The sequence below is a fragment of the Microbulbifer sp. NBRC 101763 genome (assembly GCF_040371615.1).
Lineage (GTDB): Bacteria > Pseudomonadota > Gammaproteobacteria > Pseudomonadales > Cellvibrionaceae > Microbulbifer > Microbulbifer variabilis.
In genome coordinates this window covers 62891-85303 of the sequence record NZ_BAABQV010000006.1, presented here as the reverse complement: position 1 = coordinate 85303, position 22413 = coordinate 62891, and the positions used below count along the sequence as shown (strand labels likewise).

Below are 22413 nucleotides of genomic sequence, written 5' to 3'. Positions count from 1 at the left end.
ATCTAGGCACTACAGCATCAAATAAATAGCGAAACTGGGACTTTGAAGAAGGCTAAGCATCTAGCCGATCAATCAATGCGCAGGGGTTCTGGGTTCTATACCTTCTTTACAGCGCACAGCAATTCCGCTGAAGCTGCCAGCTCACCATCCACACTGGCTTTACAGGCAAACTTCCAGATATTTCGGCGTACAGAAACAGCCTCAGACTCTAGATCCAGTCTATCACCGGGTATTACCTGACGCTTAAAGCGCGCTTTATCGACACCGCCAAACAGATATAAATAACCATCTTCAGGCTTTTTACCAAAAGTCTTAAACCCTAGTATCCCAGATACCTGAGCCATGGCCTCGACGATCATAACACCGGGAAAGATTGGCATCTGTGGAAAGTGACCATTAAAGACCTCTTCGTTCACAGAAATATTTTTATAGCCTTTAATGTATTTCCCTTCCTCCAACTCCACGATCCGGTCTACCAACAAAAATGGATAACGATGCGGCAGATACTCGCGAATTTCACATACATCCATCATTCTAAACGCCCCCAGAAACCACTTCGGGGCGTTAAACGCCCCGAAAACAACAAAAACAATATTTGATCAATTCTTACCGGCTGGACTACTCATTCTTGCCGCTTCGACGGGACAATTCATCCAACTTCTTTTCCAAGTCCTTCACTTTGCGGGCCATTTTATCCAGCTGCCCAAAACGCACAGCGTTGCGACGCCAGGATTGGCTATCAGAGAATGGCAAACCACCGGAGTAAATGCCCGGGCTATCAATGGATTTGGTCACAAAAGTATTGGCCGTAACCTGGCAGCCATCAGCTACCGTTACGTGCCCCGCAATACGCGAACTGCCACCCAGAGCACAATGCTTTCCGATGATTGCACTGCCTGCTATACCGGTACAGGCGGCTATGGCTGAGTAGTCACCAATTCGCACATTGTGCGCGATTTGAACCAAATTGTCGATCTTGACTCCGCGACCCACTACCGTATCGCCCAAAGCTCCCCGGTCAATACAAGTATTGGCTCCAATTTCAACTTCATCACCAATATCGACTCCACCGAGCTGATAGATCTTGATCCACTCTCCCTTATGGGGTGCAAAGCCAAAACCATCAGCGCCGATCACTACTTGGCTATGGATAATACAATCCCGCCCAACCCTGCAGCCGTGATGCACGATAGCACCAGCGTAGAGGCAGCTCCCCTCCTCAAGAATACTTCCCTCCCCCACAAAGCAGTTGGCTCCCACAGTAACGCGGGGACCTACTGATGCATGAGCTTCCACAACAGCGCCAGGACCCACACTGGCCGAGGGATCAACCGTAGCTTTTGGGTGAATTACCGCTGCTGGATGCACACCGGCTTCAGCTTCTGGTGCCGTATTAAATAAGGCACTTGCACGTGCGAAAGCCAAATAGGGGTTATCCACGCACAGGGTGGAAACCGGGCACTCATCGACAAATTCAGTTGTAACCAATACCGCTCCAGCGCTAGTGGTTTTAAGGAAGCGACGATAACTGGGATTTGCCAGGAAGGTCAGTTGGTCAGACACGGCATCCTGCAGGGTGTTAAGGCTGCTAATTTCCTGGTCTTGACTGACATCTGGTGCCATACGCAACTCAGCGCCCAGCTCTAGTGCGAGCTGGGCCAAGGACAAATTGTGTCTCATACAGGGATAATACTTACTTGGCTGCGTTCATGCGCTTTACAACATCCTGAGTTAGATCAACTTCAGGGTTTGCGAAGTAGGCGGTAGAGGCATCAAGAACCAAGTCCAGTTTCTGCTCTTTAATAATTGCTTCCAGTGCAGTTTTGGCTTTAGGGCCAAGGGAGCCCTGGATTTCCTGACCGACCTGAGCCTCCATCGCACGCAACTTTTTGACCGTAGTCTCAAAATCAGAGCGCTTGAAATTCATTTTACGCTGATACTCGGTCTTCTGCTCATCGGACCAGGTGACACTGTTTTTCTGTGCATCTTCAGCCATTTTCTGCAGTTCGGAACGAATAGATTCTGCACTACTTTGCAGTTTGGAATATTCAGAGCTGGTCTTCAAAGAATTGACCTTTGTCTTGGCTACGTCGGTGCTCATGATCGCAGCCTGCAGGTTAAATACAGCTACCTTGGTCTGCGCCAAGGCAGCTCCAGACAAGGTGATACCGGCCAGCAGGATTGCAATAACTTTTACATTCTTAAGCACTTTGGTCTCTCCAATTGATTTTATTTTATATGCGCTTTTAACGCGCCTAATTTAATTTTTCCTAATGAAATCAGAAGCTATTACCCAGAGTAAACTGGAACACTTCCACATCATCATCCTCGTTTTTCTTCAGGGCCTTAGCCAAACTAAACGTCAGGGGACCAAAGCCTGTCACCCAAGTCAAGCCCACACCTGCAGAAACATTCATCTTGCCAAAATCCACATCGTAACAGTTGATCTGGGTTTCATCACAATTGGTATCGAAAACATTACCCGCATCAATAAAGAAGGCAGACTGCAAGGAGCGCTGATCCTTGATAAAAGGTAACGGGAAGATTACTTCAGCACTACCTTCAATCAAAATATTACCTCCGAATGGATCGGCATCATCTATTGGAGTGGTATCCAAGGTACCATCATCATTTATCAAATAGCATGACTGGGTAACCTCTCCATTTTCAGTTGCACAAGGAGCAAAACCGGAGACAAAATTACCTTCCGATACTTCATAAGTATAAGGTTGATAAGTTGCAGCGGGTGTAGAGCGCGGACCCAAAGTATTACGTTCAAACCCACGTACTGAGCCAAAGCCACCCGCATAAAAATTCTCAAAGAAAGGAAGCTTATCCAGGTCGCCATACCCATCCCCATACCCCAAGCGCGTACGCAGTCGTAGCGTTAAGCTCTTAGTGAGAGGACGGAAATATTGGCCGGTATAAACAAATTTATAGTACTCCAAGTCACTACCTGGAACCGTAAACTCTGCTGAGAAATTTTGTGAGGCTCCCCTAGTAGCCAATATGCCCCTGTTCAAAGTTGAGCGGGCATAGGAAGCAGTCAAAGTAAGGTTATTAAATGCATCCCCATAACGATCGATAAAACCATCCGCACCAAACAAACCATCAGTAAGTGGCATCGCAAGATCAAGGGTCTGATCAGAGTTTAATGCAGCGACTACCTCATCTGCCTCTTGTTCGGTAATTACTCCGGTAACTCCAGCATCCGGCTGGGGAGTAGAGCTTATTTCCTGAACCGAGCTACTTGAGGCAGAAAGCTCCAAGTGGCTAAAACCAACATTCAACCCCACTCGGGAAATTTCTGAAACAGGATAACCAAAGCTTACCCCGCCACCGTAAGTTGTGGTGTTGTAGTCTGAGAGGTTTACCTCTGAGTAATCATTCTCACGGAAGAAGACATTAAACCCACGACTAACACCATCCGGCGTAAAGTAAGGGTCTGCATAAGAAAAATTAAGTGCTGTCTGATAGGTAGATACATTCAACCCGATTCCTACCGACTTACCCGTGCCCAGCCAGTTATTTTCTTGGATATTTGCCCCGAGAACGAGGCCACTGCTCTGGGCCCAGCCTAGGGTGCCTCCAATAGAGCCAGAGGGTTGCTCCTCAACAGTATACTCAACATCAATCTGATCCGAGGTACCCGGAACCTCTGTAGTTTCAACCTCTACCCCCTTGAAATAACCAAGACGCTCAAGGCGCACTTTGGATTGCTCGATACGGGCAGAAGAAGCCGAAGCCGATTCCATTTGTCGCAATTCACGACGCAATACCTCGTCAGCGGTACGCGTATTCCCACGGAAGCTAATACGGCGTACATAAGCGCGCTTGCCTGGGTTAATAAAGAAGGTGATTTTTACCGTCTTTTCTTCTTTGTTTGGCTCGGGAATACCATTCACCTCGGCGAAGGTGTAGCCTTCGTTGCCAAGCCGCTTGGTAATGTAATCTGAAGTTGTTGTCATTCTCACCTGAGAGAATGTTTGCCCTTCCCGCACCAGAAGTAGGCGCTTGATTTCCTCTTCCCCTACTACCGGATCACCCGCAAGCTCTACATCACTCACCGTGTAAACATCACCTTCAATTACATTGACAGTAATGAAAACGCTCTGCTTGTCAGGGCTCAGAGAAACTTGGGTGGAATCGATCTGAAAATCTAAATAGCCGCGATCCAGATAGTAAGACTCCAGGCGCTCCAAGTCACCTGTCAGTTTCTCTCGGGAATACTTATCGTCACTGCGCAACCAGGACAGCCAACCGGTTGTTTGCAGCTCAAAAATCTCTGCAAGCTCCTCGTCGGAGAAAGCCTTGTTTCCTACAACATTGATGTGCTTAATAGCAGCGACAGATCCCTCATCAACGATCACTCGGAGCTCAACCTGATTGCGTGGCAGCTCCTTCACTTCTGTTTTGACACTGGCACCATAGCGGCCCTGAGCCACATACTGGCGTTCAAGCTCCTGGGCAAGCCCTTCGAGGGTAGCGCGCTTAAAGATCTGCCCTTCCGACAAACCGTTGTCATGCATGCCCTTCAACAGATCTTCAGTTGAAATTGCCTTGTTGCCAGTAATCTCTATTTTTGAAATGGCCGGACGCTCCCGGACAGTCACTACCAAGACGCCATTCTCGCGACCTATCTGGATATCCTCGAAATACCCTGTACGAAACAGTGCCCTGGTTGCACTCTGAATCTCAACAGACTCGATTTCATCTCCCACCCTAACTGGCAGTGCAGAGAAAACTGTGCCGGCAGAGACACGTTGTAATCCTTCCACGCGGATATCGTTGACCACGAACGACTGTGCTAAAGCACTCAGTGGCAGCACTAGGCCGAGGGAGGCCGCTTTCAGGAAATCTTTCATCTACTAATTCCAGGTCTTTTTATTCGCAATCCAGAAGTTATGGCACCGATTAGTGCCCCGTTTCCCCCAACAGCTGAGGGTTTTCCTCTAACGTCCATTCGATATCAATCTAGTCTGAGGTTCTAGGTACCTCAACGGTCTTAACTTCTACAACCTTGAGGTAACCAAGGCGTTCGAGACGCGCTTTGGATTGTTCAATACGGGCGGAAGAAGCTAAAGCAGATTCCATCTGGCGCAACTCTCGACGTAAAACTTCATCCGCTGTACGAGTATTTCCGCGAAAACTAATACGCCGTACGTAAACGCGCTTACCCGGATTGATAAAGAAGGTAACTTTTACCGTCTTATCTTCTTTATCCGCCTCTGGAATACCATTTACATCCGCAAAAGCGTAACCTTTGTTACCCAGTCGCTGTGCAATAAAGTCAGAAGTTGTAGTCATTTTCACCTGGGAAAAAGTCTCTCCTTCACGCACTAGCAGCAGACGCCTGATTTCCTCCTCAGGTACTACCGGGTCGCCGGCGAGTTCCACTTCACCAACTGTATAAATATCGCCTTCAGTCATATTGACTGTAATAAACACGCTCTTCTTGTCCGGGCTCAGGGATACTTGTGTAGAATCAATCTGAAATCCCAAATACCCGCGATCCAAGTAATAAGACTGTAGGCGCTCCAGATCGCCAGTCAGCTTTTCACGAGAATATTTGTCATCTCTGCGCAACCAGGATAGCCAACCGGTAGTCCGCAACTCAAAGATCCCTTTAAGCTCTTCATCTGAAAAAACCCGATTCCCGACGATGTTGATATGCTTAATTGCTGCAACAGAACCTTCATCAACGGTTACGCGAAGTTTCACTTGGTTGCGCGGTAATTCCTTCACCTCCGCCTCCACATTGGCACCATAACGGCCCTGGGCCACATACTGACGCTCAAGCTCCTTAGTCAAGCCTTCGAGAGTTGCCCGCTTAAAGATGTGCCCTTCAGCCAGACCATTTTCCTCCATACCTTTCAGCAGGTCTTCTGTGGCAATCGCCTTATTCCCATTTATCTCGATACTGGAGATAGCAGGCCTCTCCCGAACAATAATAACGAGGATATCGTTCTCACGACTTATCTGAATATCCTCAAAATAACCGGTACGAAATAGCGCTCGCGTTAAGCCCTGGACTTCCATTGCTTCGAGTTCATCGCCGACGCGCACCGGAAGTTCCGAGAAAACTGTGCCTGCAGAAACGCGTTGTAATCCCTCCACACGGATATCGCTGACCACGAACGACTGTGCCATAGCACTCACTGCCAGCATCAGGCCGAGGGAGACCGCTTTCAGGAAGTAATTCATCTACTATTCCAGACCTTACTAACTGCAATTCAGGAGTTTCAGCATTACAAAAGAGCTCCCTATCCCAAGCACAATTTTTCACATCCAATCGGTGAGTCAGAATTTTTTCTCAAATTACAAGCGCAAAATATCGTTGTATAGCGCAAGCCCCATAATGCAGAGCACGAGAGCCATACCTACCTGCAGCCCGATCATCTGAACCCTCTCAGAAACAGGAGAGCCCTTGATCGCCTCAATACCGTAGTAAAGAAGGTGACCACCATCGAGTACCGGAATAGGTAGCAGATTGAGTACACCGAGACTGATACTGAGCAGGGCCAAAAGTGACAAGAATGACTGCCATCCAGCTTCTGCAGAAGTACCCGCCACTTTAGCAATGGTGATTGGACCACTCAAGTTTTTGGTTGAAAGTTGACCAAATATCAACTTTTTCAAGCTATTCAGGGTGAATACAGTTTTATCCCAGGTCTCCTGTAAACCCTTTGAAAAAGCCCCCAGAACTCCGTAGTGAAAAACCCGCACCCGCTCCTCCGGCCAGCGCTCAGTTATAGGGCTTACCCCTATACGGCCGATTCGCTCACCGCTATCCAGTGCCACTTCTGCTGGAGTTACCGAAAGCGCCAAGCGCTGCCCCTGGCGATCAACCTCTACCTGGAGAGGCACACCGGCGCGGGCACGAACATATTCACTCCACTCTTTCCAACCGGAAAAGGCCCGCCCATCAGTTCCCACTATCTCATCTCCGGGGCGAATCCCCGCGGCACTGGCAGGGCTCCCCTCGGAAACACTGTGAAGTTTCATGCTCACAGGCGGCGTCCAGAGCTCCAAACCCACCTCAGACAGCGGGTCAGCTACCTCTTTGCCTGATAGCCAGCGGTTGATATCCGCGACCATTTGGTACTCAAGATTGGAATCTGGATAGCGCACGGAAAACTCGATGCTTCCACTGTCGCCTAGGCGATTCGCTAAGCGCCAATTCAGAGCCTGCCAGGTTGGTGTGCTCTGACCATCGACGGCAATAATTTCCTGACCGGACTCCAGCCCTGCTACCTCGGCGATACTTCCGGGTTTTACCGCGCTAATGATGGGTACTGGGCCGGCACTGCCCCCCATAAACACTACCCAAAAGAGTACTATTGCCAATAGGAAGTTTGCGGCCGGCCCTGCAGCAGCAATTGCCATTCGCGCCCAGACACTCTTGCGATTGAAAGCATGATCCAGTTCATGACTGGCAACTTTGCCCTCCCGCTCATCAAGCATCTTGACGTAACCGCCAAGAGGAATAGCCGAAATAGTAAATTCTGTACCGTGGCGGTCATAACGGGAAATGAGGCGGCGGCCAAAGCCCACGGAAAAACGCAGCACCTTGACTCCACAGAGACGTGCTACAAGAAAGTGTCCAAACTCGTGGAAGGATACCAGTACACCGAGAGCCACCAAGGCCCAGATTGCCGTCTGAATTAAATCCATACTCAGTTACAGTCTCTTTTCATGCGCAAACCCCGGCATTATACGCCTACCGACTTATTAGAGCGCCCCAAGGGTTCGCTCAGTCAGCTCCCGCGCATTGAGATCAATGGTTTCGACTGCGTCCAGCCCCGTCAGTTCAACTACCGCAGTGCTATTCATCACTTTTTCTATAGCAGCTGCAATACTAGTAAACGCAATGCGCCCCTGTAAAAACGCCTCAACCGCGATTTCATTTGCTGCATTCAGCACCGTAGGCGCACTTCCTCCCATGTCAATAGCCTCCTGGGCCAGGCGCAGGCAAGGAAAGCGTTGATAGTCAGGGGCTTCAAAATCCAACCGCCCCTGAGTAATTAAGTCGAGAGCAGGCACCCCGGCATCAATCCGCTTAGGAAAGGCTAGAGCATGGGCTATTGGCGTACGCATGTCCGGGTTCCCCATCTGAGCAAGCAGTGATCCATCCCTATACTGGACCATAGAGTGAATAATGCTCTGCGGATGCACCACCACCTCAATTTGCTCCGGTCGTGCATTGAACAGGTAGCAGGCCTCAATAAATTCCAACCCTTTGTTCATCATGGTGGCGGAATCCACCGAAATCTTCCGCCCCATGGACCAATTTGGGTGTGCACAAGCTTCGTCTGGTGTCACCTTATATAGATCGCCGGTATCGCGTGTACGGAAAGGCCCCCCGGAACCTGTAAGTAAAATTTTCTCCACACCCGCCTCTTCCAAGCTCTCACACGGAGATGGTAAACACTGGAAAATTGCGTTGTGCTCACTGTCCACAGGTAACAACTGGGCGCCGCTGGCATGCAGGGCTCGCAGGAATACAGGGCCAGCCATAACCAGCGCCTCTTTATTGGCGAGCAGCACTTTTTTCCCAGCCTCAACCGCCGCAAGTGTCGGGCGTAAGCCGGCAGCACCGACGATTGCCGCCATCACCACATCAGCCTCATCCTCTGAGGCTACCCGACATAGGGCCTCAGCACCCGATAGCACTTCAGTATCCACTCCCTCTGCTAGCAGCGCCCGTAAGTCTTCAGCCTTTTCAGCACCGTTAACCACGGCATAGCGGGGATTAAATCTGCGGCACTGCTGAGCCAGCTCCGCCACTCTCTCATTGGCGGTCAAGGCAAATATTGAGTACTGCTGCGGATGGCGGGCAAGTACATCCAGCGTACTAACTCCGATTGAGCCTGTGGAGCCTAGTACGGTTACCGCCTGTGGGGAATTACCTTGCATGAGCGCTCGCTAAACCTGGGAAACTGTTGGCGCCATCACTCCACTCGCACCTCGCCAACCTGAGGCAGTGCGAACAAAATGACATAACACCGGAAAAGAGTTCAAAAGGGCAAATGAGCCCATTACAGATACTTGGGTAACTCACTGGCGAGAGCGGCCATAGTAAATACCGGCAGAGCAGCGGAAAGGCTGTCGAGCCTGTCCATAATTCCCCCGTGCCCTGGTAGTATATGGCTGCTGTCCTTGATACCCCGGTGTCGCTTGAACATGCTTTCCAGGAGATCGCCTATTACAGAAGCAAGAGCAGTGACAAGGACACCAAAGGTAAAGAGAAGAGTGTTCTTTAAAGGCAGTGCAAATAAGAATGAGGTCCCAAGTGCAAGGATCAGGCATGCCCCAAGACCACCAAAAAAGCCCTCCCAAGATTTGCCTGGGCTGACTTCGCGCGCCAGTTTGCGTCTACCGTACTTGCGTCCTACGAAATAAGCGCCCACATCTGCCGCCACAACAATAGCGACTACATAGAGCACCAACCAGGCACCGTGATCAAGTCCTCGGAGAATCACAAGAGAGAGCCAGCTGGGCACAAGAACCAACAGTCCCACCATGCCGCGCACCCAGCGATTGCCCCAGAGCATAGCGCTGGCGGGGTAGCTCTGGACCCAAAGGAAAGCAAGAGCCCACCAGCCGCAGGCCACCGCCAATATCTGACGGGCTCGATCTATATCCGGTGAAGCAAACTCCATAGAAAATACATACTGCGCGGTTAGAACAAGAGTACCACCCAGTAAAGCGAGAAAAACGAAACGCAGAGCGCGATTCAGATTAGAAAGATTGGCCCACTCCCAGCCGCCCAGCAATACTACAGCGACAAAAACCAGCGTATACCACTGTATCGGCAGAAAAAATAGCACCCCTGCAAACAGTACCAGCAATACCAGCGCAGTAATTATTCTTTGTTTTAGCACCGAAAACCCCTTTCATCTGGACCCGCATTTCAGATCGCACTCTTCTCGCGACCCGGAATACCCCGGTGTAGTATTCCTAAATTTCACACAGGCAAAAAAATAGCCGCGCCTCCGGCCCAATATCAATCAGGCCTGCGCAGCCGTGTCCCCTTCGCCAGCCCGGCCGCCGAAACGACGATCGCGCTGTTGAAATGCCGCAATTGCCGCATCCAGAGCGGCCTCACCAAAGTCAGGCCACAGTGTATCTGTAAAATAGAGTTCGCTGTAGGCGGCCTGCCATAAAATAAAATTGCTGATACGTTGCTCTCCACTGGATCTTATCAGCAGATCCACCGCAGGCAAATCGGCGAGTTGTATATTGCTACCGACTGCCTCTTCATCGATAGCATCGAGTGAGCGTTCACCTTTCAACACTTGTTCCGCTAATTGGCGTGCTGCCTGAGTAATATCCCAACGCCCGCCATAGTCAGCAGCAATAACCAAGTTACCCTGACTACCCTCTCGAGTAATCTCCTCCGATTCAGCTATTGCACGCTGTAATCGGGGGGAGAAACGATCGCGACGCCCAATCACCCGCAAACGAATACCTTCATCGCACATACGACGGGCCTCTTTGCGCAAATATGAGTGAAACAGGCTCATTAAGAGCTCCACCTCTTTGGGCGGGCGCTGCCAGTTCTCACTGGAAAAGGCGAACAATGTCAGAACTTCAACCCCGCGGCTCCTACACGCAGAAAGGAGATCGCGAATACGCTCGACCCCGGCTTTGTGGCCCGCTGAGGGAGCGAGCCCCCTGCGGGCGGCCCAGCGACCATTGCCATCCATGATAATGGCAATATGCCTGGGGCTAGTCAGCTCGGTACCACCGATGCTCATTAAATTTCCATCAGGTCTTTTTCTTTGGCTGCGAGTGATTTATCAACATCCGCAACAAACTGATCTGTAATCTTCTGAATATCATCGCCAGCACGACGTTCGTCGTCCTCAGAGATTTCTTTGTCCTTTACCAGGGACTTCACTTCCGCCAAAGAATCACGACGAATATTGCGGATAGATACACGCGCAGTCTCAGCCTCGCCGCGAGCCTGGCGAATAAAGTTCTTTCGAGTCTCTTCGGTCAGCATCGGCATCGGAATACGAATAACCGCTCCGGCAGTACTGGGGTTCAGACCCAGATCGGACTTCATGATTGCCTTCTCGATATCCGGAACCAGATTCTTCTCCCAGGGAGTTACCGATAAGGTACGCGCATCCTCTACAGTGACGTTGGCAACCTGAGACAGTGGAGTATCGGAGCCGTAGTAGGAAACATGAATACCGTCGAGAATACTCGGGTGCGCGCGGCCGGTGCGAATTTTATTGAAATTATTGGCCAGTGCGTCGAGCGCCTTGCCCATACGAGTCTTAGCGTCTTTTTTGATATCTTCAATCACGATTTCACTTCCTCTTCGATTAGCGTGCCTTCCTCACCGCCCACAACAATATTGAGCAGCGCCCCGGTCTTATCCATGCGGAACACCCGCACAGGCATGTTGTGCTCCCGGCAGAGGCAGATTGCAGTTAAATCCATTACGCCTAGCTTCTTATCCAGAACCTCGTCATAGGTGAGCTGATCATAGCGAGTTGCACTCGGATCCAGGACCGGATCAGCCGAGTAAACACCATCCACCTTTGTGGCTTTCAATACCAGCTCAGCCTCAATTTCAATCCCGCGCAAACAGGCTGCAGAGTCCGTGGTAAAAAACGGATTGCCAGTTCCCGCAGCAAAAATCAGCACCTCGCCACGCTCCAAATAGCGAATTGCTGCGCGGCGGTCATAGTGATCCACAATACCGCTCATCTGGATTGAGGACATAACTCGCGAAGAGATATCGGATCTCTCCAGGGCATCGCGCAGGGCCAGGGCATTCATCACCGTGGCCAACATTCCCATATGATCGCCGGTTACCCGATCAAGGCCCGCAGCACTCAGTGCCGCTCCGCGAAACAGGTTACCCCCGCCCACAACCAAACCAACCTGAACACCAATACCGACGAGCTGGCCAATTTCCAGGGCCATCTTATCCAGCACCTTGGGGCTGATACCAAAGCCCTGGTCGCCCATCAGCTCTTCGCCGCTGAGCTTTAACAGAATTCTTTTATATTTGCGGTCTTTAATACCGGGCATTCGTCGGTCCTCTCAAATGTACCTGTTTAGTGGCCAAGTATTGCCGCCGAACATTACAACACTTTCAGTCAATTACACAGAGGGGTGCCCCGCTGTAGGCATAAGACCCCCAGCGGAAGCACCCCACCGTGAGCGGGTACCGAGGCACCCACATTATTCGATCAGGAAGAGGATTTAACCTGAGCGGCAACTTCCGCCGCAAAATCAACTTCTTCTTTTTCGATACCTTCACCCACTTCGAAGCGAATGAAAGAAGTTACATCAGCACCGGCATCTTTAACCAGCTTGCCAATGCTCACGTCTGGATTCTTAACGAACGGCTGCTCTACCAAGCTGTTCTCTTTCAGGAACTTCTTGATACGACCACCCATCATCTTCTCTACGATTTCAGCCGGCTTGCCTTCCATATCTGGCTGGGCCTTGATGATATCCTTCTCTTTTTCCAGAACGTCGGCAGGCATATCTTCCGGCTTGTTTACCTGAGGGTTAACTGCGGTTACGTGCATGGCGACGTCTTTTGCCAGCTCAACCTCACCAGCGCTCAGAGCGACCAGAGCCGCAATACGATTGTTGGAGTGTACATAGGCACCCACGACCGGGGCTTCAACCAGCTCGATCCGGCGCACACCAATGTTCTCGCCGATCTTTTGAACCAGTGCTTCGCGAGCAGTTTCCAGCTCACCTTCCATCAGGGCAGCGACATCCTGTTGGCGCTCAGTAAATGCCTTATCAACAACCTTGGCAACAAAAGCCTGGAAGTTATCGTCACGGGCAACGAAATCAGTTTCAGAGTTCACCTCGATCAACACACCGAAGCTGCCATCTTCAGCAACTTTAGCGGCAACAACGCCGTCGGCAGCGGTGCGGCCAGCTTTCTTTGCAGCCTTCAGGCCAGAGGCTTTGCGCAGATCTTCGATTGCTTTCTCGATATCGCCATCCGCTGCGGTGAGTGCTTTCTTACACTCCATCATTGGCAGGCCGGTGCGCTCACGCAGTTCTTTTACCATAGACGCGGTAATCGCCATGATTCTTTCCTCGGGGTTCTGTCACTAAAAATTAGAAAAAAGGGGCCGTAATTTGGGCCCCTTTTTGAGTTCGCAATGTAACGCTATTGGGTTACACCACTTCGCCCTGCAAATTACTCTGCAGCAGCTTCGTCATCGCTAGCTTCGACGTACTCGTCTTTATTCACTGCGCTGCCAGCTTCAGCTGCACCGGCGAGAACCGCATCGGCTACAACAGTGGTGTACAGCTTGATCGCGCGAATAGCGTCGTCGTTACCGGGAATTACGTAGTCAACACCAATCGGGTCGCTATTGGTATCAACAACACCAATTACGGGGATGCCCAGCTTGTTGGCTTCCTGGATAGCAATGCGCTCGTGCTCAACATCGATTACGAAGATCGCATCGGGCAGGCCGCCCATATCCTTGATACCACCGATGGAGCGCTCGAGCTTATCCATGGTGCGAGTACGCATCAGGGCTTCTTTCTTGGTCAGCTTCTCGAAAGTACCGTCCTGGGACTGAACTTCCAGGTCGCGGAAACGCTTGATGGAAGCGCGAATGGTTTTATAGTTGGTGAGCATACCACCCAGCCAGCGGTTGCTGACATATGGCTGGCCACAGCGCTCAGCCTGCTCTTTGATAGATTTCTGTGCAGCACGCTTGGTGCCAACAAACATAATCTTTTTCTTTTGAGCAGCCATCCCCTTGATCACCTGCAGGGCTTCATTGAAAGCCGGTACAGTGTGCTCCAGGTTGATGATATGAATTTTGTTGCGGGCACCAAAGATGTATTGACCCATCTTCGGGTTCCAGTAACGAGTCTGGTGACCAAAGTGAACACCAGCCTGCAGCATATCGCGCATGCTTACTTGCGGCATAATAAACCTCTAAATATACGGGTTAGTCCTCCACACATCCCATGCGTCAACCCCTTCTGAGGCACCCAGACACATGTGCCGATGCGTGTGCGGCATTTTCACCCCGGGAGCATCCCGGAGCGGCGCGCTTTATACCACAATCCAGAACCCGAGTGAAGGACAGTCGAGAATTTGGCGCGCAGGGGTTGTGTCCAACGCACGCAGCGCCTCCATGCCTGTGAGCTATGCCCAGCCGCCGGCAATCCGCTACAATATCGCGCCGCGGCGGGTACAGCCCGCCTTCAACTACTGACCTAAGGACACGCATGACTTCAGCCATTAAGACCCCGGAACAGATTGCCAAGATGCGTATCGCAGGCCGCCTCGCAGCAGAGGTCCTGGAGATGATTGGCGAGCATGTCGTTCCCGGTGTCACTACGGAAGAACTGGACCGGCGCTGCCATGAACACATTGTTAACGTGCAAAAGGCCATACCCGCATGCCTCGGCTACCGCGGCTTCCCAAAGTCCATCTGTACATCTGTCAACGAAGTGGTCTGCCATGGCATACCCTCCGAAAGTAAAGTGCTGAAAAAAGGCGACATCATCAATATTGATGTCACCGTGATCAAAGATGGCTGGTTTGGAGATACCAGCAAGATGTTCTTTGTTGGCAAGCCAGCCGCACATGCCGAGCGGCTGGTGCGGGTAACTCAGGAGTGCATGTACAAAGCTATTGAGATTGTGCGCCCAGGCACTACCCTAGGCGATATTGGCCATGTGATTCAGCAACATGCCGAGAAAAACTACTACACAGTAGTGCGCGACTTCTGCGGTCATGGTATCGGCGATGTATTCCATGAGGAGCCTCAAATTCTGCACTACGGCCAGCCTGGAACCGGCGAAGTGCTGCAGGAGGGCATGACCTTTACCATTGAGCCAATGATCAATGCCGGCAAAGCCGCCACCCGCGTTCTCGGCGACGGCTGGACTGCAATCACCAAAGATCGCCGCCTGTCCGCCCAGTGGGAGCACACTATGGCGGTCACCAGCAATGGTGTTGAGGTTTTAACCGCCCGCAGTGAGGAACAGTTTTAACCCGTGCGCCTAGCTTGCGCCCTCAGTAAAAGATGCAAAGACCCGCCGCCAAGCGGCGGGACACAGTCAAATGGACTCCGCCCATGCAGCCGGCCCACATCCCCCACTTTGAACGGCCTCTATTTTTCTTTGATCAGGCCAGATTTCGCCGAGATTTAGCCGCCGGCGAAAAGCCACCCCTGCAAGTTTTTAAGGATGCCGTCGGCGCTGCCGAGCATCAGATGACAGAGCGGTTTCGCGAGGGCGAAGATGTAAACACTCTGATTCATGAAAGAGCCCTATTCGTGGACTGTTTACTGCACTACGCATGGCATCAGTACGAATGGAAACCCGGCACAGGGCTGCTCGCAGTCGGCGGCTATGGACGTGGTGAGCTACACCCTCACTCAGATATCGACCTGTTAATACTTACTAATGGCCGCTCGGACTCGAAGACAATCGACAATATTGAGCGCTTTGTGGCACTCCTTTGGGACCTGGGCTTGGATATCGGCCACTCGGTACGTGGTGTCGAGGAGTGCCTGGAGCTTGGCGCCCAAGATATAACCGTGATGACCAACCTCACAGAGTCGCGTACGGTGGTTGGCGATGCCGCACCAGGAGAACACCTGGCATCCTCTTTAGAGCGCAACAAACTATGGTCCACTGTAGACTTCTTCCACGCAAAACTCGCTGAGCAGGAAGAGCGCCACAACCGCCAACAAGCGGCGGAATATATTCTCGAGCCCAACATAAAGAACTCCCCCGGGGGATTGCGCGACATCCAGACCATCGCCTGGGTCGCCAAGTACTTCTTTCGAGTGCGCACACTTAAACAGTTGCAAGGCAAAGCTTTTTTTACTGAGGAGGAGTTTGCCATCCTCCAGTCTGGCGAGAGTTTTCTTTGGCGTGTTCGCTATGGACTCCACCTGCTTGCCGGGCGTGCGGAGGAACGCCTGCTGTTTGATTACCAAAGGGAGCTGGCAAATCAGTTTGGTTACAAGGACAGTAATAACCAACTGGCGGTAGAGCAGTTTATGCACAGCTACTACCGCACTGTAATGGCACTGCGCCAACTGAACGATGTACTTCTCCAATATCTCGGCGAAGCAATTCTGGCACCCGGCGGCGAGCAGGATATCACCCCCATTAACGAACGCTTCCAGCTTCGCGGTTGTGCGATTGAAGTTACTCACCCACAGGTTTTCAGCCAGTACCCCTCAGCATTGCTGGAAATTTTTGTACTGATGGCGAGAAATCCGCAGATCACCCGGGTGCGCGCCTCTACTATCCGCCTGATTCGCGAACACCGGCATTTGATCGACCGAGACTTCCGCTTAAATACCGCCAACAGCGAACTGTTTATGCAGTTATTACGTTCCCCGCGGGGGCTATCCACGCAGTTATCGCGCATGACTCGTTACGGAATTCTAGGGCGATATCTACCGGAGTTTGGACGTGTTACCGGTCAGATGCAGCACGACCTTTTCCACATTTACACCGTAGACGCCCACACCTTGCAGGTAGTGCGCAATATGCGCAGTTTCCGCAGTCCAGAAGCGAGGGAAAAATTTCCCATCGCTGCGGACATACTAGGTCGCATGCGTCAACCAGAGTTGCTTTATATCGCGGGCCTCTACCACGATATTGCCAAAGGCCGCGGCGGCGACCACTCCAAGCTGGGAGTAGTAGATGCAACTGAATTCTGCCAGCGACACCAACTGCCCGCCCGCGACCGGCGACTGGTCTGCTGGCTGGTAGAAAAACACTTATTGATGAGCCAGGTATCCCAGAAACAGGACATCAGCGACCCCGAAGTAGTACATGCTTTCGCCCGCGAAGTTGGTGACCGCGAGCATCTCGACTACCTATACGCACTCACAGTGGCCGACATCAATGCCACCAATCCGGAGCTGTGGAACAGCTGGCGCGCGAGCCTGATGCGTCAGCTCTACCAAGCTACCCAACATGCCCTGCGCCGCGGCCTGGAAAACCCTATAGATCGGGAAGAAATTATCGAGGAAACCCGCAACCTTGCTTTAGAAAAGCTACAGGCAATGGGGTTGCCCGAAGCTTCAGTAGTTAATATCTGGGCACAGATGGGCGAGGACTATTTTGTACGCGAGAGTGCAGACAACATTACCTGGCACACTGCCGCTATCCATGAGCTACACAGCAATGCCCCCCTGGAGCAAAGCGACACCTTGGTGTTGACCCGCAATTCCGGCCCCGGTGAGCACGACGGTGCCACCCAAGTATTCGTATACACTCCCGACCGGGCCAATGTTTTTGCTGCCGCTGTGACCGGACTCGATATGCTCAACTTAAGTGTGCACGACGCCCGACTTTATAATTCCGCCTCCGGATACACATTGGACACCTTCTACGTACTGGATGAGTCCGGCCAACCCCTGCTTGACGAACCGCAGCGACTACAGCAAATTCGGCTTACGTTGCAGGAGGAGCTGGCCCTGGTGGAGGACTACTCCAAGGTGATCCAGCGTCGCACCCCCCGCCGCCTAAAAATGTTTGAACTGGAGAGCCAGGCGCACCTATCAGCCGAACCCGGGGACCTGTATAGCACCCTGGAAATAACCAGTGCCGACAGGCCCGGCTTGCTGGCCCGTATTGCGCGTATTTTTATCGCCCATGACCTGCGCCTGCACAACGCTAAAATTTCCACGCTCGGCGAGCGAGTGGAAGACATTTTCCATATTACCGATGCAGAGGGACGAGCTCTCTGTGACAACGAGATCAATCGCTCACTGGAAGAGGCAATCTGCCGGGAACTGGACGACCACACCACACCGCACTAATAACTATTGAGAGAGCGTATGAGACTGCTATGAACCCCAACCTGGAAAAGTTGCAGCCCTACCCATTCACTAAACTGCAAGCGCTGAAAGAGGGCTTGGAGGCAGCAGACAAGCCGCATATTGCCCTCTCTATTGGTGAACCAAAGCATGCCCCACCCGGTTTTGTCCGCGGTAAGCTGGTTCAACACCTGGACAAGCTTTCCTCCTACCCGCTCACAAAGGGACTGGAATCACTGCGTGTGACAATCGCAGAATGGCTGCGCAAACGCTTCCACCTGGACCAGCTATGTGCGGAAACTCAGGTGCTACCAGTAAACGGTACCCGCGAGGCGCTATTCGCTTTTGCCCAAGCCATAGTGACACCGGGCAGTAAAGTGCTTATGCCCAACCCCTTTTACCAGATCTATGAAGGCGCAACACTGCTTGCCGGTGCTCAGCCACATTTTATAAATTGTGTGAAGGCCAACGGCTTCAAACCCGACTTTGCCTCCATCCCCGAGTCAGTTTGGCAACAATGCGAACTGCTGTATATCTGCTCACCGGGAAACCCTACTGGCGCGCTGTTGGAAGTAACAGATTTACAGCAACTGATCCAGCTTGCTGATCGCTACGATTTCACTATCGCCTCAGATGAATGCTACTCAGAAATCTATTTCGATGAAGCATCACCACCCACCGGATTACTGCAGGCATGCAAAGATCTCGGCCGCAACGATTATCGCCGCTGTGTGGTATTTCATAGCCTTTCCAAACGCTCAAACCTGCCCGGCCTCCGCTCGGGGTTTGTAGCCGGCGACGCGCAACTGCTGGATAAATTTCTGCTCTATCGCACTTACCACGGCTGCGCTATGCCTCTGCCAAACCAGTATGCGTCCATCGCAGCCTGGCAGGATGAAGAGCATGTAAGACAAAACCGTACACTCTATCAACAGAAATTTGATGCGGTACTTGATATTCTCGATGGTTGCCTCGAAGTGAGTTTCCCTCAGGCAAGCTTTTACCTCTGGCCGCGCGTCGGTCATGGAGAGAGTTTTGCCCGCGAGCTATTTTGCCAGCAGAACATTACCGTTTTGCCAGGCGCCTTCCTCGCACGCGAAAACGAGCACTTAAACCCGGGAAGTGAATACGTACGCATGGCCCTGGTAGCGACGCTTGAGGAGTGCGTGGAAGCCGCTCGGCGCATCAAAACCTTTTGCAGCTAGCACAAACACTCGGACACAAAAAATACATCCCGGAGCCCCAGGCACAACAAAGAATGGCAGTAAAAAACTTACTAAAACAGGAGCGAGTGGATTTTATTCTACAGCGCCTAGAAGAACTCTACCCGGAAACTCCGGTCCCCCTTGACCACAAAGACCCTTACACATTACTGGTGGCCGTATTACTTTCGGCACAGTGCACCGATGAGCGCGTCAACCAGGTAACGCCCGCACTCTGGTTGCTGGCAGACAACCCGGTAGGCATGGCACAGGTACCGGTGGAAAAAATCCAAGAGGTCATCCGCCCCTGTGGCCTGTCCCCGCAGAAATCCAAGGCCATCAGTAAACTGTCGCAGATTCTGGTCAATGAATACCATAGCGCAGTACCTGAAAATATGGCTGCACTAGAAACCCTGCCCGGTGTCGGCCATAAAACCGCCAGTGTGGTGATGTCGCAAGCATTTGGACATCCGGCATTCCCGGTGGATACCCATATTCACCGACTTGCCCAGCGCTGGGGGCTCACTAGCGGAAAAAATGTTACCCAAACTGAAAAGGATCTGAAGCGGCTGTTTCCCAAGGAAAAGTGGAATAAGTTACATTTGCAGATTATTTTCTACGGCCGGGAATACTGTTCCGCACGAGGCTGTGATGGCACCGTATGCGAAATCTGCACTACCTGTTATCCCAACCGCAAAAATCCCAAGAAAACCAAAAAGGCGTAACTGTGATTACTCTGTACGGAATTAAAAACTGCGACACTGTAAAGAAAGCCCGTAAATGGCTGGAAAAAAATGGGGTTGATTATCAATTTCACGATTTCCGAGAAGATGGAATGGATAATGTACCCCTTAAAGACTGGCTGGAAAATTTCGGCTGGCAGGAAGTACTAAACCGCCGTTCCACCAGCTGGCGCGCACTTACTGACGACCAGAAAAACAGCATGAATAATGACATCGCCGTAGCATTGGTCAGCGAAACCCCAACACTGATCAAACGCCCGGTAACCACCAGCGGTAACAACACCCATTTCGGTTTTAAAGAGACCGAATTCGCCCAACTCGCCAGCAAATCCAACTAGGAGGAAAATATGAGCGATATTTACAGTATTGGGTTTGGCGTAGGCACTTGTAACAATAAGGGGGAATGGCTGGAAGTCTACTACCCCAGGCCTCTGTTTAAACCCGATACGGGTGTAGCTGCTGTAATCAAGGAAACCCTGAAGATCGGCGAAGGCAACTACAGCCTTTCTCTGGACCCAGCCCAACTGCATCCCCTGGAAAAGAAATTGCGCCAGTTGGGTGCCAACGATCAAGCAGACATCCTGCAACAATTTACTATCACCCAGCGGCCTCTGGCGGCGGTAGTACTCTCCACTGACCAAGCACCACAATCGCTTCCCGAAGCCTACTTGAAACTGCATCTACTCTCCCATCGTCTGGTAAAACCCCACGAAACTAATCTCGATGGCATCTTCGGTAAATTAGCCAATGTTGCCTGGACCAACCAGGGAGCCATCGACCTGGAGGAACTACCACAGCGACAATTGGAAGCGCGCTTAAAAGGAGAGCACCTGGAAGTTTCCTGCATCGACAAGTTCCCCAAGATGGCCAACTACGTGGTACCTACGGGAGTGCGTATCGCCCACACCGCGCGTGTGCGCCTCGGCGCCTATCTCGGCGAGGGCACCACGATCATGCACGAGGGCTTCGTCAACTTTAACGCGGGCACCGAGGGACCGGGCATGATCGAAGGCCGCATCTCGGCCGGCGTATTTGTCGGCGCGGGCTCCGATCTGGGTGGCAGCAGCTCCACTATGGGTACCCTCTCCGGCGGTGGGAACATAGTGATTTCTGTGGGCGACAACTGCCTGCTGGGAGCCAATGCCGGTATCGGCATCCCCCTGGGAGATCGCTGCACTGTGGAAGCGGGTTTATATATCACCGCCGGGACCAAAGTGGCCCTACTGGACGACAGCGGCAAACTGGTCGAGTACATCAAAGCGCGGGAATTGGCCGGAAAATCCAACCTCCTGTTCCGCAGAAATTCCACCAATGGCGCCGTTGAATGTTTAACGAATAAGAGTGCCATTGAGTTGAATGCAGCACTGCACAGCAATTAAAACTTGCTTCGGCGGGGCCCCAACCCTGCCCACTCCTTACATCTATAAATTCTGATAACAGCGCACCTTATCGACCAAAAGGATTACTCCGTGACCCCCACACTGCAACTGGCCTTTGACCTTATCCGCCGCCGCTCCGTAACCCCCGAGGACGCAGGCTGTATGGACCTGATGATTGAGCGACTGGAAAAAATTGGGTTCAAAGTGGCAAAGCTGCGCCGTGGCGATACCGATAATTTTTGGGCGGTGCGCAACGGGCAAAGCAAAGGCCCACTGCTCGCCTTCGCCGGACACACCGATGTCGTGCCGAGCGGGCCGGAGGAAAACTGGAGCAGCCCACCCTTCGAACCCGAAATCCGCGATGGCTTTCTGTATGGTCGCGGCGCGGCCGATATGAAGGGTTCACTGGCAGCAATGGTGGTGGCCTGTGAGGAGTTTATCCATCAGCACCCCGATCACAGCGGTCGCATCGCCTTTTTGATCACCAGCGACGAAGAGGGGCCGGCAATCAACGGCACAGTCAAAGTCGTTGAGTGGCTCGAAGAGCAGGGAGAAAAAATAGACTGCTGTATTGTCGGTGAGCCCTCCAGCAGCGAGCGCGTCGGCGATATTATCAAAAATGGAAGACGCGGCTCCCTGGGCCTTGAATTAAAAGTCTTCGGTGTGCAGGGACATGTGGCCTATCCACATCTGGCGGAAAACCCAATTCACAATTTGGCCCCAGCTCTCGCTGAACTGGCCGCAGAAGAGTGGGATCAGGGCAACCAATTTTTCCCAGCCACCAGCTTCCAGGTTTCCAATATCAACGGAGGTACAGGAGCAACCAATGTGATTCCCGGTGAGGTGGATCTGCTCTGTAACTGGCGCTTTTCTACAGAATCCACCGCCGAAGAACTGGAGGCCCGTGCCCGAGCAATCCTGGATAAGCACAACTTAAAATATGAAGCGAACTTTAATTTGTCCGGGCACCCCTTCCTCACTGCCGAGGGTCCACTGGTCCACGCTGTAGAGCAAGCGATTCAAAAAATCACAGGAAAAGAAACAGAATTATCGACGGCAGGGGGCACTTCCGATGGCCGCTTTATCGCTCCAACAGGAGCGCAGGTAGTGGAGCTGGGGCCGGTCAATGCCACTATTCACAAAGTTGATGAGAGAGTCAAAGCCGACGATTTGGATATACTCAAGGAAATCTATCGGGAAGTACTTAGGGAGCTTCTAACCTGAGCTTACTGCCGCAGACGATAATTATTTATTAATTGCACGGACTATCCCACTAAATACACGG

General features: G+C 51.9%; 19 protein-coding genes and 1 pseudogene. 7 read left to right on the top strand and 13 right to left on the bottom strand.

Annotation, left to right across the window (positions count from 1 at the left end; all coding sequences use genetic code 11):
- Nucleotides 1–95 precede the first annotated feature (95 nt).
- The 13 genes and pseudogenes from fabZ to rpsB form a co-directional block, all read right to left on the bottom strand.
- Nucleotides 96–533, bottom strand: a complete 438-nt coding sequence (gene fabZ, locus ABWV76_RS15660) for a 3-hydroxyacyl-ACP dehydratase FabZ (protein ID WP_020413515.1) — start codon at nt 531–533, stop codon at nt 96–98.
- Between the two features lie 85 nt (nt 534–618).
- A complete protein-coding gene (lpxD, locus tag ABWV76_RS15655) occupies nt 619–1680 on the bottom strand; it encodes a UDP-3-O-(3-hydroxymyristoyl)glucosamine N-acyltransferase (RefSeq protein ID WP_353376535.1) in 1062 nt (353 codons plus the stop codon).
- Nucleotides 1681–1693: 13 nt separating this feature from the next.
- The gene (locus tag ABWV76_RS15650) at nt 1694–2209 is read right to left on the bottom strand and encodes an OmpH/Skp family outer membrane protein (RefSeq protein ID WP_020413517.1); all 516 of its coding nucleotides are present in this window, start codon (nt 2207–2209) and stop codon (nt 1694–1696) included.
- A gap of 70 nt (nt 2210–2279) precedes the next feature.
- Complete coding sequence (bamA, locus tag ABWV76_RS15645) at nt 2280–4865, bottom strand: outer membrane protein assembly factor BamA (protein ID WP_353376534.1); 2586 nt, start codon at nt 4863–4865, stop codon at nt 2280–2282.
- Between the two features lie 112 nt (nt 4866–4977).
- Nucleotides 4978–6204, bottom strand: a pseudogene (gene bamA, locus ABWV76_RS15640) (outer membrane protein assembly factor BamA); the annotation flags it as partial.
- Nucleotides 6205–6318: 114 nt separating this feature from the next.
- A complete protein-coding gene (gene rseP, locus ABWV76_RS15635) occupies nt 6319–7674 on the bottom strand; it encodes an RIP metalloprotease RseP (RefSeq protein WP_353376532.1) in 1356 nt (451 codons plus the stop codon).
- A gap of 57 nt (nt 7675–7731) precedes the next feature.
- Nucleotides 7732–8916 carry a 1-deoxy-D-xylulose-5-phosphate reductoisomerase gene (gene ispC / locus ABWV76_RS15630; protein ID WP_353376531.1) on the bottom strand — a complete coding sequence of 395 codons (1185 nt, stop codon included), beginning with the start codon at nt 8914–8916 and terminating at the stop codon, nt 7732–7734.
- 122 nt (nt 8917–9038) lie between these two features.
- Nucleotides 9039–9884 (bottom strand): phosphatidate cytidylyltransferase, encoded by an 846-nt coding sequence (locus ABWV76_RS15625; RefSeq protein ID WP_020413522.1) that lies wholly within the window; start codon nt 9882–9884, stop codon nt 9039–9041.
- 126 nt (nt 9885–10010) lie between these two features.
- Nucleotides 10011–10760: a polyprenyl diphosphate synthase gene (uppS, locus tag ABWV76_RS15620; protein WP_353376530.1), complete on the bottom strand. Its 750-nt coding sequence runs from the start codon at nt 10758–10760 to the stop codon at nt 10011–10013.
- Entirely contained in the window at nt 10760–11317 is a 558-nt protein-coding gene (gene frr / locus ABWV76_RS15615) for a ribosome recycling factor (RefSeq protein ID WP_282952840.1), read from the bottom strand. Before frr ends, uppS begins: the two co-directional genes overlap by 1 nt.
- Complete coding sequence (gene pyrH / locus ABWV76_RS15610; RefSeq protein WP_020413525.1) at nt 11314–12051, bottom strand: UMP kinase; 738 nt, start codon at nt 12049–12051, stop codon at nt 11314–11316. The genes frr and pyrH overlap by 4 nt, the downstream gene beginning before the upstream one ends.
- Before the next feature lie 161 nt (nt 12052–12212).
- Complete coding sequence (gene tsf, locus ABWV76_RS15605; protein ID WP_020413526.1) at nt 12213–13076, bottom strand: translation elongation factor Ts; 864 nt, start codon at nt 13074–13076, stop codon at nt 12213–12215.
- 113 nt (nt 13077–13189) lie between these two features.
- Nucleotides 13190–13936 (bottom strand): 30S ribosomal protein S2, encoded by a 747-nt coding sequence (gene rpsB / locus ABWV76_RS15600; protein ID WP_020413527.1) that lies wholly within the window; start codon nt 13934–13936, stop codon nt 13190–13192.
- Between the two features lie 305 nt (nt 13937–14241).
- Here rpsB and map point away from each other — a divergent pair, with 305 nt between their 5' ends.
- The 7 genes from map to dapE all read left to right on the top strand — a co-directional run bounded on the left by map (nt 14242) and on the right by dapE (nt 22352).
- Nucleotides 14242–15012, top strand: coding sequence for a type I methionyl aminopeptidase (map, locus tag ABWV76_RS15595; protein WP_282952839.1), 771 nt, complete (start codon nt 14242–14244; stop codon nt 15010–15012).
- An 83-nt stretch (nt 15013–15095) separates the two neighbouring features.
- Nucleotides 15096–17807: a [protein-PII] uridylyltransferase gene (locus ABWV76_RS15590; protein WP_353376528.1), complete on the top strand. Its 2712-nt coding sequence runs from the start codon at nt 15096–15098 to the stop codon at nt 17805–17807.
- A 29-nt stretch (nt 17808–17836) separates the two neighbouring features.
- The gene (dapC, locus tag ABWV76_RS15585; RefSeq protein ID WP_020413530.1) at nt 17837–19009 is read left to right on the top strand and encodes a succinyldiaminopimelate transaminase; all 1173 of its coding nucleotides are present in this window, start codon (nt 17837–17839) and stop codon (nt 19007–19009) included.
- A 53-nt stretch (nt 19010–19062) separates the two neighbouring features.
- Nucleotides 19063–19731, top strand: coding sequence for an endonuclease III (gene nth / locus ABWV76_RS15580; protein WP_020413531.1), 669 nt, complete (start codon nt 19063–19065; stop codon nt 19729–19731).
- Nucleotides 19732–19733: 2 nt separating this feature from the next.
- The gene (locus tag ABWV76_RS15575) at nt 19734–20087 is read left to right on the top strand and encodes an ArsC family reductase (protein ID WP_282952837.1); all 354 of its coding nucleotides are present in this window, start codon (nt 19734–19736) and stop codon (nt 20085–20087) included.
- 9 nt (nt 20088–20096) lie between these two features.
- Nucleotides 20097–21128 (top strand): 2,3,4,5-tetrahydropyridine-2,6-dicarboxylate N-succinyltransferase, encoded by a 1032-nt coding sequence (dapD, locus tag ABWV76_RS15570; protein ID WP_353376527.1) that lies wholly within the window; start codon nt 20097–20099, stop codon nt 21126–21128.
- A gap of 90 nt (nt 21129–21218) precedes the next feature.
- Nucleotides 21219–22352, top strand: a complete 1134-nt coding sequence (gene dapE, locus ABWV76_RS15565; protein ID WP_282952835.1) for a succinyl-diaminopimelate desuccinylase — start codon at nt 21219–21221, stop codon at nt 22350–22352.
- Nucleotides 22353–22413 lie beyond the last annotated feature (61 nt).

What these genes read in the sequence shown, in the direction of transcription:
- fabZ (WP_020413515.1), bottom strand. Translation starts at nt 533, where the DNA reads ATGATGGATGTATGTGAAATTCGCGAGTATCTGCCGCATCGTTATCCA.
- lpxD (WP_353376535.1), bottom strand. Translation starts at nt 1,680, where the DNA reads ATGAGACACAATTTGTCCTTGGCCCAGCTCGCACTAGAGCTGGGCGCT.
- bamA (WP_353376534.1), bottom strand. Translation starts at nt 4,865, where the DNA reads ATGAAAGATTTCCTGAAAGCGGCCTCCCTCGGCCTAGTGCTGCCACTG.
- rseP (WP_353376532.1), bottom strand. Translation starts at nt 7,674, where the DNA reads ATGGATTTAATTCAGACGGCAATCTGGGCCTTGGTGGCTCTCGGTGTA.
- ispC (WP_353376531.1), bottom strand. Translation starts at nt 8,916, where the DNA reads ATGCAAGGTAATTCCCCACAGGCGGTAACCGTACTAGGCTCCACAGGC.
- uppS (WP_353376530.1), bottom strand. Translation starts at nt 10,760, where the DNA reads ATGAGCATCGGTGGTACCGAGCTGACTAGCCCCAGGCATATTGCCATT.
- pyrH (WP_020413525.1), bottom strand. Translation starts at nt 12,051, where the DNA reads ATGCCCGGTATTAAAGACCGCAAATATAAAAGAATTCTGTTAAAGCTC.
- tsf (WP_020413526.1), bottom strand. Translation starts at nt 13,076, where the DNA reads ATGGCGATTACCGCGTCTATGGTAAAAGAACTGCGTGAGCGCACCGGC.
- rpsB (WP_020413527.1), bottom strand. Translation starts at nt 13,936, where the DNA reads ATGCCGCAAGTAAGCATGCGCGATATGCTGCAGGCTGGTGTTCACTTT.
- map (WP_282952839.1), top strand. Translation starts at nt 14,242, where the DNA reads ATGACTTCAGCCATTAAGACCCCGGAACAGATTGCCAAGATGCGTATC.
- ABWV76_RS15590 (WP_353376528.1), top strand. Translation starts at nt 15,096, where the DNA reads ATGCAGCCGGCCCACATCCCCCACTTTGAACGGCCTCTATTTTTCTTT.
- dapC (WP_020413530.1), top strand. Translation starts at nt 17,837, where the DNA reads ATGAACCCCAACCTGGAAAAGTTGCAGCCCTACCCATTCACTAAACTG.
- nth (WP_020413531.1), top strand. Translation starts at nt 19,063, where the DNA reads ATGGCAGTAAAAAACTTACTAAAACAGGAGCGAGTGGATTTTATTCTA.
- dapD (WP_353376527.1), top strand. Translation starts at nt 20,097, where the DNA reads ATGAGCGATATTTACAGTATTGGGTTTGGCGTAGGCACTTGTAACAAT.